The organism is Erysipelothrix sp. strain 2 (EsS2-7-Brazil) (assembly GCF_016617655.1).
Taxonomy (GTDB): Bacteria; Bacillota_I; Bacilli_A; order Erysipelotrichales; family Erysipelotrichaceae; genus Erysipelothrix; species Erysipelothrix piscisicarius.
This window is the reverse complement of sequence record NZ_SCFT01000016.1, coordinates 1-12308: the sequence shown is the minus strand read 5'-3', so window position 1 is coordinate 12308 and position 12308 is coordinate 1. Positions and strand designations below refer to the sequence as shown.

The 12308-nt window shown below is 36.3% G+C and carries 10 protein-coding genes; 3 read left to right on the top strand and 7 right to left on the bottom strand.

The window, feature by feature from the left end:
- Positions 1–38: 38 nt before the first annotated feature.
- The 7 genes from EPJ90_RS07385 to mnmG form a co-directional block, all read right to left on the bottom strand.
- The gene (locus EPJ90_RS07385; RefSeq protein WP_161636866.1) at positions 39–908 is read right to left on the bottom strand and encodes a ParB/RepB/Spo0J family partition protein; all 870 of its coding nucleotides are present in this window, start codon (positions 906–908) and stop codon (positions 39–41) included.
- The gene (locus EPJ90_RS07380; RefSeq protein ID WP_003774236.1) at positions 892–1689 is read right to left on the bottom strand and encodes a ParA family protein; all 798 of its coding nucleotides are present in this window, start codon (positions 1687–1689) and stop codon (positions 892–894) included. The genes EPJ90_RS07385 and EPJ90_RS07380 overlap by 17 nt, the downstream gene beginning before the upstream one ends.
- A gap of 29 nt (positions 1690–1718) precedes the next feature.
- A complete protein-coding gene (gene noc / locus EPJ90_RS07375) occupies positions 1719–2474 on the bottom strand; it encodes a nucleoid occlusion protein (RefSeq protein WP_125163908.1) in 756 nt (251 codons plus the stop codon).
- Positions 2467–3183, bottom strand: a complete 717-nt coding sequence (gene rsmG / locus EPJ90_RS07370) for a 16S rRNA (guanine(527)-N(7))-methyltransferase RsmG (protein WP_161636867.1) — start codon at positions 3181–3183, stop codon at positions 2467–2469. The genes noc and rsmG overlap by 8 nt, the downstream gene beginning before the upstream one ends.
- 177 nt (positions 3184–3360) lie before the next feature.
- Entirely contained in the window at positions 3361–5781 is a 2421-nt protein-coding gene (locus EPJ90_RS07365; RefSeq protein ID WP_200542882.1) for a hypothetical protein, read from the bottom strand.
- A gap of 158 nt (positions 5782–5939) precedes the next feature.
- On the bottom strand, positions 5940–6917 hold the full coding sequence (locus EPJ90_RS07360) for a Gfo/Idh/MocA family protein (RefSeq protein WP_161636869.1): 978 nt from the start codon (positions 6915–6917) through the stop codon (positions 5940–5942).
- A 10-nt stretch (positions 6918–6927) separates the two neighbouring features.
- Positions 6928–8778 (bottom strand): tRNA uridine-5-carboxymethylaminomethyl(34) synthesis enzyme MnmG, encoded by a 1851-nt coding sequence (gene mnmG / locus EPJ90_RS07355; protein ID WP_161636870.1) that lies wholly within the window; start codon positions 8776–8778, stop codon positions 6928–6930.
- Between the two features lie 142 nt (positions 8779–8920).
- Here mnmG and EPJ90_RS07350 point away from each other — a divergent pair, with 142 nt between their 5' ends.
- From EPJ90_RS07350 to EPJ90_RS07340, 3 genes are read left to right on the top strand one after another with little or no spacing between them, the layout of a single operon-like run.
- Complete coding sequence (locus tag EPJ90_RS07350) at positions 8921–9292, top strand: GntR family transcriptional regulator (RefSeq protein ID WP_125163903.1); 372 nt, start codon at positions 8921–8923, stop codon at positions 9290–9292.
- Entirely contained in the window at positions 9276–10166 is an 891-nt protein-coding gene (locus EPJ90_RS07345; RefSeq protein ID WP_200542881.1) for an ABC transporter ATP-binding protein, read from the top strand. Before EPJ90_RS07350 ends, EPJ90_RS07345 begins: the two co-directional genes overlap by 17 nt.
- The gene (locus EPJ90_RS07340) at positions 10150–12144 is read left to right on the top strand and encodes an ABC transporter permease (RefSeq protein WP_161636872.1); all 1995 of its coding nucleotides are present in this window, start codon (positions 10150–10152) and stop codon (positions 12142–12144) included. The genes EPJ90_RS07345 and EPJ90_RS07340 overlap by 17 nt, the downstream gene beginning before the upstream one ends.
- Positions 12145–12308 lie beyond the last annotated feature (164 nt).

The window sequence follows — 12308 nt, the reverse complement described above, 5'->3', positions numbered from 1 at the left end:
ATTACAATGAAAGATAGAAAAAGGACGCGTCAGCGTCCTTACTCGATGATATCAAGCAATTCTAAAATACGATTTAAATCTTCATCATCATCAAACGATATTGTTACTTTATTATTTGCAATATTAACGCGCGTTTGTAGACGTCGTTCAAATAATGATTGAGCATAATCATAATCTTTATTACGGATTTTCGGTTCAACAGGTTTAACATCTTCTTTATTAATGAGACGTTCTGCTTCACGAACAGACAACTTCTTACTTAAAATTTCTTCCGCAATGCGTTCAATTTCTTTTGGATCTTCAATTGTAACAAGTGGACGTACATGACCCATTGTTAATTTATTATCGCTCACCATCTCTTGTACAGATTTTGGAAGTCTAAGCAGACGCAACAAGTTTGTAATATGGCTGCGGGATTTACTTACACGTTTAGCAACTTCTTCTTGAGTTAGACCTAAACGATCAATTAAAGAACTGTAACCCATCGCTTCTTCAATTACATTTAAATCTTCACGCTGAACGTTTTCAATAATCGCAATTTCCATCATTTGTGAGTCATCAAAATCGACAACAATTGCAGCAATTTCTTCTATTTTCGCACGTTTTGTAGCACGTAAACGACGCTCTCCTGCGACAAGTTCGTAACCTTTATTGGTTTCACGAACTAATATCGGGGTAAACAAACCATGAGTTGAAATTGATTGTGATAATTCTTCTAATTTATCCTCGTCAAAATGACGACGTGGTTGGTATGGGTTTGTACGAATATCTTTAACTTTAAGGCTTGTCTTAACGCCTGTAAACTCATCATTATTACCTTGTTGAATATCCTCAAGGACTGAAGACACATCATCACCAAAAATTGCACCCAGTCCACGACCTAAACGATTACTATCTTTCTCTGCCATTCGAGTCACTCCGTTTCTTATTATATGATAAGACTTCTTTCGCTAGAGATGCGTATGCTTTAGCGCCTTCCGATTTTAAATCATATTCGAAGATTGAGTTTCCACGAGAAGGAGCTTCTGACAACTTAACATTTCTAGGGATATTACTCTTATAGACACGTTCTTTAAAATATTTACGAACTTCTTGTTGAACCTCAACACTCAAACGAGTACGGACATCAAACATCGTAAGTAAAACGCCTTCTATTTTTAAATCTGGATTAAACAGCTTTTGCACCAGTCGAATTGTGGATAACAATTGCGTTAATCCTTCAAGTGCATAATACTCACATTGGACCGGTATAATAACCGAATCTGCAGCTGTTAGAGCATTCGTATTTAACAAACCTAATGATGGCGGACAATCGATGATGATGTAATCATAGTCATCCTTTGCTTTTATTAATTTATTCTTTAAAAGACGTTCGCGACCAATCTTAAACTCTACCATTTCGAGATCTGCACCCGCAAGGTCAATTGTTGCGGGAATTAAATCCATTGGAGGCGTGTTTAGAGACATCTTAATGTCACTTACTTCTTTTTCAGAAAGAATTAAATCATAGGTACTGTCTTTGATGGCCATTCTATTTGCACCTACACCTTGAGATGCATTTCCTTGGGGGTCAAGGTCTACTAATAGAACTTTTTGGCCTAAGTAGGCTAAACCAGCAGATAAATTAATACTTGTCGTTGTTTTACCAACGCCACCTTTTTGATTCGCTACAGCAATTATTTTCCCCATTGACTCACATCCTTTGTTATCTTCTTAAGTTATTTAGGGAAGCGTATCGTGATGACGACCTCATCATTCGTTTCTTCCATATCATGTTTTACCGTAATTCCTGTTTTTTCGATCATACCAATCGATTGTTTGATTGTATTGATTCCAATCTTGATGTGTTGAGAAATACCACGTGTTACAGCTTTTTTCTTTCGTGGTTTGTTAATGAGGGTTTCGGTCTCTTTAACGTTCAACTTTTTATTAAGGATTTCGTCTAAAACTTCTTCAGTTTTTTCCTTTTCAACGCTTAATAACGCGCGCGCATGACGCTCCGTAATTTTACGTTCGCCAAGGGCTTCGAGTACGGGTTCTGGCAATTCAAGCAAACGGATTTTATTCGCGATTGCGGATTGCGATTTTCCTACTTTTGTTGCAAGTTCCTTTTGAGTTATTTTTTGAATTCGCAAAATATCGCGATACGCTTTCGCTTCTTCCAAAACACTTAAATCTTCGCGTTGGATGTTCTCGATAAGCGCTAATGTCGCACTTTTATCATCATCAATATTACTAATGATGCATGGTACTTCAGTAAATCCAAACATTCGCATTGCTCGATATCGACGTTCTCCGGCAATAATTTCATATTCATCTGTCTCGTCAACTTCACGAACAACAATCGGTTGAAGAAGGCCATTTTCACTAATCGATTGTCCTAATTCCAACAAACTCTCATCATTAAAAGTTAGCCGAGGCTGATTACGGTTAGGTTTAATTTTTTCAATAGCTATTTCTCTACGATCAATCATGATTCCTCCCAGACAGTGGTGTCTTTTTAATTTTAGCATAACTTCTTGGATACTTCTTCGAAGCGGACTTCACTTTTGTAATCTCTAAATTATAGCGGTCACCCATGATATCATCACTGAATTTATGTGTCTGCGTAAGTTCGCCACCAAGGATTTTAATCGCTTTGAGGGAGTCTTCATACTCCTCAATTCCTTTAGATCCTTTCATCGCTAAAAATACACCGCCTACCTTCACGAAAGGCAGACATAACTCACTTAGAATATCAAGATATGCAACAGCCCGAGCCGTCGCAATATCAAATGATTCACGAAGTTCTCCGATAACATCTTCTGCTCGACCATTAATTACAGTTGTATTTTTTAATCCACATTCAAGTACAACACGTTCTAAAAAATTTGTTCGTTTTGTTGTGGGTTCAATACAGGTCACCGTGATATCCGGACGGGCAATGGCAAGAACAATTCCTGGAAAACCTGCACCACTTCCTATATCAGCAATCCGACTGTTTTCTTTTATTAATGGTGAAATAAGTAATGAATCGTAGAAATGCTTTAAAAATATGCCTTCATCATCATCGATACCGGTTAAATTTAAGACTTTATTCACTTCTTGAATAAGATTCTTGTACGATAAAAATTGTTGTTTCATCTCTTCTGAAACAACAATTCCCAACGCTTCAATTTTACTAATAAATTCTAAAAAATTCATGAAGCCTCCAATTGCAATGCATCTTTTATTAACACATTTTTATCATATTTGATTCTTATGATTAGAATCGAAACTACGTTGTAATTATAGCGTATTTATAAGATTTCCACAACAAATCATCGTGACAAATATTTGGTCTAAAATGCATAAAAGACAGTATATACTGCCTTTTATGTGCTAATTAACAATTCTATTTTTATGCCTTTTCGGCAATAATACACAAACCCCCATTAATATCAGGATTATTCCCCATTTATTACTGTGTTTTTGTTCTCCGGTCTTAGGAAGAACGCCCTCTGTGTCCTTGTTTATTACCCGGGCAATCGTTTTCTCATCAAACTTTTGTTTAATGGTACTGTAATGACTTTTGATTGCATGACTCTCTTCGGTCTTTTCCTTTGGAGTATGTGTGGTTTTTATACTTTTATCTCTCACCAAATTTGATGATTGTTGTTCTGTTGTTATTTTTGAAACGCCGTCTTTTTGTTGGATAATTGGATTTGACATGATTATTTCATAATATTCAAGTGGTTCAATCACGTTGGGACTGTCTGGTTGCCTACGTAGCAATGCGTCTAATATATTATTTGTTTCACGTTCGTGCTGTTTCCGATTTTCAATATCTTGAAGTAAAATCCGCTCCAATTCCACACGTTTTTTTGTTTCAATGATACTCAAAAACTTCGATGCCGCATCCCTTTCAGTGTGGTTGAATGCATGTTCAGGAACTTCCTCTCCTTCTAAATAAGGTGGAAGGATATCCCCTTTTATAGGTTCTCCTTCAACATCTACCATACTAAAAATCTGCTGATTATCATTAAACACTCCAACTTCTATTATTGGATTAAGATTTTCGTGTAAGGCTGTTTCTTGTAGTTCAATTGGAAATCCATCAAAATGATTCTCTAAAATTATGGGGTTGAGGTGTGCCTCATATTCCTTCGTACTGAGTTCGTAAGCAATGCGATTTTTCCGATCTTGCTCTAAAACATCTTCTAAATATTTTTGCTTCATCCTTTCCTTCTGCATAATGGCTTCCATTCCACTGATGTATTCGTGATTTTGAACGTCTTCGATACCATATCCATCAAGAAATACCGGATCGGGTCGTAAACGATTTTTAGGTTCATCGAGAGTATCGTGAATAACAAAACCGTCTACCGATAGCATGACCTCACGATCAGGTTTTATTGAAGGCTTCGGAGTTTCATGAATGATAAATCCATCCACACCCAACAGTTCGTTCAAATCAATTTTGCCTGTTGCACGAGGCGGACTTAATATTTCTACTTGGATATCCAAATCGTCATCTCTTTTCGGCTTATATGCCTTCTGAATGTCAATCTGAAGCGGCTGAATCACACGATCGATATAAATTTTCAAATCATTTGCGACACTTACAAACCCATCATCAACGGAGAATGTCGTTTCTTTACGAGGATTTACCTTGAAGGTTACTTCCGACTGATTAAAGGCGACGGCTTTTTTGAAATCGGTGGCTTGATTTCCTTCAAAGAGGTGAATATCAATCGTATCTGTTTCCTTGGCTCCTGGATAGGCCAATATATTAGGTCCCCACTCCACATTAAATGTTTTGTCAATGAATCGCTCGACTGCAATTTCAGAAATTTCTTTTAACCGATCTTCTCTGATATTAAGTTCTACGCTTGCATCATTCAAATTATATCGTTTCATTCGAGTAAATGTATTCAAGTCTTCATGTCTAATATTCTCAAATACCACATTCCCGTCTTTAATAATACCTGTTAATTCTTTTTGGTTATCAGTAATAAAAACGACTTCTCCCGTAAGACCACTTGTATTATGGCCTTTTAAAGGAATTTCTTTCGTAATATCTTGACGAATACGAAATTCAAATTCGTTTTCATTGATTACCTTTTTTTCAATTTTTACCCTATCATCACCATCGGTAATAATATCAAATGTATAAGGTCGATTCTTATCGTCATACTTGGTTGTAATAAACGAATAATGTTGACTTGAAGAACGTGTGTAAAATGTAGTGCGATGACTTTTCGATTGCTCACCATTTTTTGTTAAGACAAAAGGAAGCGATCGCACACCATTGATGGGTCCATCCCGGACCACCGAGAATTTAATTGTTTGATTTTTAATTCGCACAATATTAATGATATTTTGAGTCTGAATCACTCTATATTCAAGAGCATCTGGCGTTTCTTTATCAATTTTAAAGCCATAAACTTTGTGATAAAGATTGCCTCCATCAGCATTAAAGTTGAATGCATCTTGAACGACTAGATTATCAATCGTAATTGACTTTATATCTTTTGTAAGATTTGTAATCTTACCAATTTCAATGGAGGTATCATCATTAAACTCCTCTTGCATTGTTAAGGAGATGGGCTGATCACCGCTCTCCATCCCAAACCAATTAATTGTGTAAGTTTTAGAACCTGATACACAGGTATTAGCGCGATGACAAAGACCGCGTAGCATTACATCAGTTCCTTGATTCAGATTTTGAAAATCAAAACCTACTTCCGCAGAAACATGTTCTGTTCGAAAAAGACCAAAAAGTAAAATAAACATTATAAATATACCAATTTTTCGTATCATTAAATCCCCCTCCACATTTAATAGCGTTTTAAATTTTTACATATACATCCTTGGATTGTAAAGAGGTCTTTCGATTTACAACAAAGTGTTGTCTACTCAATAAGAAATCATAAAAGTAAAAGTGGTGCGGTTGAGATTTGATAAAAGAAAAGCCAACCCTACTGGGTTGGCTTTAAGTAATTATTAGCTGTTTTACGGGCCTTTTCTGCAATTCGAACCACACTCAGTGTTTGTTCTAAATACAGATCTCGAAGTTCAAAATCCTGTGTTCGAATCGCACGCTCAAATACTTCTACTTGATATGCAAGCCTTGGAAGATCTTGAATGTTAATCATCTCTTTTGAATCTTTCGTTACAATACTTACAGACTCAATGCTGCTGACACTTTCAGGAATATAAATATAGCCCTTTTCCCCTTGGATTTGTCCAAAGTTTTGAGAAAAACTATCCTTAGCACCAACACACTCTACGATCATGGTCGGATATTTCATAATTAGAACACCAGAAGTATCAATACCATTAGAATGTTTATTTGCATAATATTTTACTTCATCGGGCATTCCAAAAATCCCAACAACAAAATGAATATTATATATATTGATATCCGCTAAGGCACCTCCAGAAAAATGAGGGTTGAAGACATTGGGTGTTTCACCTGCTAAGAGTGCATCATATCGGCTTGAATATTGACTAAAATTACACTGAACAAGCTTAATATCACCAATAACTTCTAAATTTGATTTGATAAATTGATAGTGCGGTAAATGAATATTGCAAATTGCTTCAAAGAGGAACAAATGATGCTCTTGTGCATAACGAATCAATCGTTGCGCACGTTCCTCTGTTTCAACAAAAGGTTTTTCTACAATGACATGCTTCCCGGCTTTTAACGCAGCATATGCTTGTTCATAGTGAAGACTGTTGGGTGAAGCAATATAAATCGTATCCACCAACGGATCTGAAAATAAGCCCTCAAGTGTCGTGTGTGTTTGTGTAATCCCAAAACGCTTCGCTAAAGCATCCGCTCTGCCTTGCGTGCGGGAATAAACCGCTTTAAATGACACACCCGATATATCTTGTGATGACTTAATAAATTCTTCAACAATAATTCCTGTACCAATTGTTCCAATATTCATGTTTTCCACCCTATCCTTTGTGTTTGAGTACCATAGCAAGAATTGCAATATCTGCTGGATTAACACCTGAAATACGCGATGCTTGACCCATTGTAATCGGTCTTACAGCAGTCAGTTTTTGACGCCCCTCAATTGATAAGTTTTCAATAGAATCATAGTTAATATCTTCCGGTAATTTAATATTCTCCATCGAACGAAGCTTTTCTGCTTCTTTCATGGCTTTCTTAATATAACCTTCATACTTGATTTCTACTTGGATTTGGAATGCTAAGTCTTTGCGGACTTCCATGTCCATCAGTTCTAATACCTCTAACAATTCAATACCCGGTCTTTTAACCGCGTCGTAAATTGTTAAATCATGTGCTTGAAATGGTGAATCCTTTTCAGCAAAATATGCTTCAAATTCCGGACTATGCGGTAATTTGATGGTTTTACTTGCTTCAATGAATTCATCAATAATTTGAATATCTAACTCTATTTTCTCATAATCTTCGTCACTTAACAATCCAATCTCATGACCAAAGTGAGATAATCGTCGGTATGCATTATCATGACGCAATAAGAGACGATACTCTGCTCGTGAGGTTAAGAGACGATACGGCTCTAATGTTCCTTTAGTTACAAGATCATCGAGCATTACACCAATATAAGCCTCATCGCGTTTAAGAATAAGGGGTTCTTTCCCTTGATTTTTAAGTGCTGCATTAATCCCTGCCATCAGACCTTGACCGGCTGCTTCTTCATAACCTGAAGTACCGTTAATTTGCCCGGCAGTAAATAAGTTTTCCACAGTCATGATTTCAAGTGATGGTTTTAACTGAATTGGATCAATTGCATCATATTCGATAGCATAACCATAGCGTTGAACGCGACAGTTTTCTAATCCAGGAACGGTTCGAATCATTGCGTCTTGAACCTCTTCTGGTAATGATGAAGACAGCCCTTGAACATAAGTTGTATCCAACTCTGCGGATTCTGGCTCTAAAAAGATTTGGTGACGATTTTTATCTGCAAAGCGGACAATTTTGTCTTCGATTGATGGACAATAACGTGCACCGACCCCTTCAACAACACCTGAGTACATGCTTGATTTTTCAAGATTAGCCTCAATTAGATCGTGAGTTGTAGGATTTGTATAGGTTAAATAACAAGGATATTGTTCCTTAATTACATCTTCCTTCTGAGTACTATTGGAGAAGTAATACGGCTCATCATCCCCAGGCTGAATGGTTGTCTTACTAAAATCAATACTATCTGTATAAACACGTGCTGGCGTTCCTGTTTTAAGACGGAACGTCTTCAACCCCAAAGCACGTAATGATTCTGATAGGCTATTGGTTGTGGGATCGCCATCAGGTCCACTTACGGTAACCGTTGAGGACAGTAAAATTTTTGAACTCATATACGTTCCACTGGTAATAATTACAGCCTTAGCCGCTACAAACTCATCACCTTTACAACGAACACCGGTGACAATGCCGTTTTCAGCAACAACACCTTCTACCATTTTTTGAACAATTTCAATTCCAGGTTCCGCAAGAACAGCATCACGCATCGCACGCGAATACGCTAATTTATCCGACTGAACACGCAAGCATTGAACACCCGGTCCCTTACTTGAATTTAATATCCGAAACTGCAAGGCTGTCTTATCCGCAATTTTCCCCATAACACCGCCAAGTGCTTCAATTTCACGAACAACAATCCCTTTTGCAGGTCCACCAATTGATGGATTGCAAGGCATTGATGCAATTTTATCTACATTTAACGTAAAGAGTGCAGTTCTTTGCCCCATTCTGGCTGAAGCAACTGCTGCTTCAACACCGGCATGACCGCCTCCTACTACTATAACATCATACATATAAAAGCCTCCGTTGGTATTTTATCACAATTATACAACATTCGAGTTGATAATGATTTAAGTTCACTTATTTATTCAAACTTGACACATACGTCATGATGTAATACTGTATTAATGTAAGTGGTACAGATAGGAGGTATCTATGTTTACAATTAACACACGAAACGCAACACCAATATTTGAGCAGATTATTCAACAAGTTGGAAAGTTTATCGCAATGGGGATACTCCAACCACATGAACAACTTCCAACCGTACGTTCCCTCGCCAAAGATCTCGGTGTCAATCCCAATACCGTTTCAAAGGCATATCACGAATGTGAAATGAATGGACTTATTTACTCAATTCCTGGTAAGGGATCTTTTGTAAGCGAGCATGAAAAAGGTGTCAGTAATCTCGTTAGTGATGCCTATCAAGAACTCACCCTGATCTATCACAAATTACTTGAACTCGGAGAAACACAAGAAACGATATTCAATCTATTAAAGGAGTCACATAATGATACGATTCACTAATGTAAATAAAAAATTTGATAACAAAATTGTTCTCGAAGATATTAATATTACGTTTGAAGAAGGTTCAATTATTGGCCTTGTTGGTAAAAACGGTTCCGGAAAGTCGACACTATTACGCCTTATCAGTGGGGTCCTTCATGCCGATGCTGGTGTTGTTTTAATTAATGATCAACGCGTCTACGATAACCCTGAAACCAAAAAAGACGTATTCTTTGTTGGGGATGATCCTTTCTTCTTTAGTCAATCTACGATTAAAGACATGCAACAGTTTTACAAAGTATTCTATAAATCGTTTGATGACCATTACTACCAAGATCTTCTTGAGTTGTTTGGTTTGGATGAAAATCGAAAAATCAATGCACTATCAAAAGGAATGAAACGACAAGTTTCCCTTTTACTTGCTTTGGCATCAAAACCAAAAATATTACTTCTTGATGAAGCTTTCGATGGTCTTGATCCGATCATGCAGTTTCGAATTAAGCAGTTTCTTGGGGAAATGATCATCGATCATAACGCTACCGTTATTATTTCATCCCATAACTTAAGAGAACTTGAAGATATTTGCGATACAGTTGCGATTATCGATGAAAACAATATCATGATGAATCAATCAACCAATGATTTTGGATCAATTTATCATCGCTATCAAATAGCTTTTGAATCTGAAATGAAACGTTCGGACTTTGATTTTATGAATCCTTTAAATATAACAGGTTCAGCACGTATTTTCTCAATTATTATCAAGGGAAACCGTGAAACAATTGAAAAAGAACTCAATTCAATGAATCCCTTACTCGTCGAACATAATGACGTGACCCTTGAAGAGATATTTATTTATGAAATGGAGAACAAGAATCATGAAAACATTGATTAATTCACGAATCAATTTTGATTATTTAAAGTTTAACTTTAAAAAATATAAAGGTTTACTGTTATTCTATACAATACTTCTAATGACTTCGTTTCCAATACCCACTTTAATCCGTTGGATCCAAACTCGAGATCAGCAGAATTTTGAGAATTACTCAAATGCTTCTGTGTATGTACCAATCATCATCACAATATTTTTATCCATCGTTACCCCAATGATTCTCTTCAATTACTTGAGTAGTAAGAAATCTGTCGATGTATTTCACTCACTACCGATAAAACGGAGTGATTTATTTCTTACAAACTATGTTGCATCCCTTCTTATTATCTTTATACCGTTCACCATCGCCTATTTTTCAGGCTATGCCCTTAATAATCTCTTATTTAATATTTCTTTAAAATGGTATCATATTGAGACTTACTTCCAATTACTCGCAATTTTCTTTGCAACCACAACACCGGTTATGTTTGTTTTGATGAACACGGGTACACTCTCAGATGCATTAATCTATACCGTGATTATCTTTATTGCGCCATTTTTAGCTTTTGGTGCTTTAGAATTGTTTGCATCCACTTTTGTAATTGGATATACCTCGATGCGCATGGATTCATTGGCCTTTCTATCACCGCCGATTTCCGTACTATTTGGACTAAAAACTACGAATTCACCTTATGATATGGGTCTTTACGCCTCATATTGGTTAATTCTTGGGCTTATACTGCTGTCTGTTTCGCTTGTGATTCATGATGCACGTAAATCTGAAAAAAGTGAGACGCCATTTATTAATAATTGGTTTTTCCCTTTAATCATCTATCTCTTCACAGGCATTGTTTTGATATTTTTACTTCCAATCTTTGCCATGGGAACGCGAACCCTTACTGTAGGATCGGTTGTGATGCCCATTTTAATCGCTTTATTACTTTTTACGCTTTTAAACATTATCAAAAATCGTTCTCTAAAAAACATGACAGGAATCCTGAAGAACTATACAATCTTTGCGGTGGTATTAATGATATTCTGTACAATCTTATATGTAACCAACGGGCTGGGTTATACATATTATATTCCGAAGATTGATAAAATTGAGTCGGTTACGATAACTTCTCAAGGGGAATTTTCGGGAATCGAAGATGAAGACTTCCTCATAAATGCTGGAAACTATCTTTTTCAAAAAAATCTTCATATTACCCGTGAACAACCCGAATTACTCCAACTTACAAATACGTTCCATTACTCAATCGTTAGCCAATTGAAAGAAAATGAAGGCTTAGTAAGTTCAAATCTTGAGTATACTTCAGAATATACGCCCATATACATCGAGTACAAACTCAAAAGCGGAAGTAAAATTAAGCGCCGTTTTAATGTAAAGGATGAGTTATTAAAACCACTCTATCCTGCAGTTGTAAATCCTGATACTTTAAAAGATACAAACATCCTCTTCAATGAAGAAAAGCAAATCAATCAAATTTATATCTTCAATAATACCCTAACCAAGGGATATCGATTTACAGGTTCACGAAGCGAACTCATCGAAACATATAAAGATGACCTTCAAAATGCTGAACTACAACCCAATGGCGATACATTAAACTTTGTCCTTGCCTATAAACTAAAAGATCGTGACTATATGAACGATTACCTGTTAAACATCGATAATCGTCATCCTAAAACAACAGAGTACATCAAAAACAACTTAAAACCAATCGATAACATCAATACTGAAGGGATAATTTATCGTGCCGAGAATGAGGATTCTGTATTCGCGAAAGGAATCAGTGCATCTTCATCAATCTATGTCAGTGACAGTGTAAGTAATCATGATTCGGATTTTGTTTCTTCAAGCGAATTAGAGTTACTTAAAGACAAAGTATCTTCATTTGTAATTTCGGATCGACCTCATGATATTTATCGAGTTAATGTTGAAGTTACAGATCTTAATATTTATTTTGAATACTACCTCTCTGTTAAAAAAGATTCATAGAGTTCTACATAAAAAAAGACACGTATCGATACGTGTCTTCCTAAATTCAAATCTCAACCGCACCACCCAAGGTGCGGTTGTTTTTGTATAATAAAAGGAGCCCACCCGACTAAAAGGAGCTCCCATATGAAGTATAAACAATTAGATAAAAAAATGAAAGACCA

Bases quoted from the DNA above. Each gene is read 5' to 3' on its own strand.
- EPJ90_RS07385 (WP_161636866.1), bottom strand. From the start codon at position 908: ATGGCAGAGAAAGATAGTAATCGTTTAGGTCGTGGACTGGGTGCAATT.
- EPJ90_RS07380 (WP_003774236.1), bottom strand. From the start codon at position 1,689: ATGGGGAAAATAATTGCTGTAGCGAATCAAAAAGGTGGCGTTGGTAAA.
- noc (WP_125163908.1), bottom strand. From the start codon at position 2,474: ATGATTGATCGTAGAGAAATAGCTATTGAAAAAATTAAACCTAACCGT.
- rsmG (WP_161636867.1), bottom strand. From the start codon at position 3,183: ATGAATTTTTTAGAATTTATTAGTAAAATTGAAGCGTTGGGAATTGTT.
- EPJ90_RS07365 (WP_200542882.1), bottom strand. From the start codon at position 5,781: ATGATACGAAAAATTGGTATATTTATAATGTTTATTTTACTTTTTGGT.
- EPJ90_RS07360 (WP_161636869.1), bottom strand. From the start codon at position 6,917: ATGAATATTGGAACAATTGGTACAGGAATTATTGTTGAAGAATTTATT.
- mnmG (WP_161636870.1), bottom strand. From the start codon at position 8,778: ATGTATGATGTTATAGTAGTAGGAGGCGGTCATGCCGGTGTTGAAGCA.
- EPJ90_RS07350 (WP_125163903.1), top strand. From the start codon at position 8,921: ATGTTTACAATTAACACACGAAACGCAACACCAATATTTGAGCAGATT.
- EPJ90_RS07345 (WP_200542881.1), top strand. From the start codon at position 9,276: ATGATACGATTCACTAATGTAAATAAAAAATTTGATAACAAAATTGTT.
- EPJ90_RS07340 (WP_161636872.1), top strand. From the start codon at position 10,150: ATGAAAACATTGATTAATTCACGAATCAATTTTGATTATTTAAAGTTT.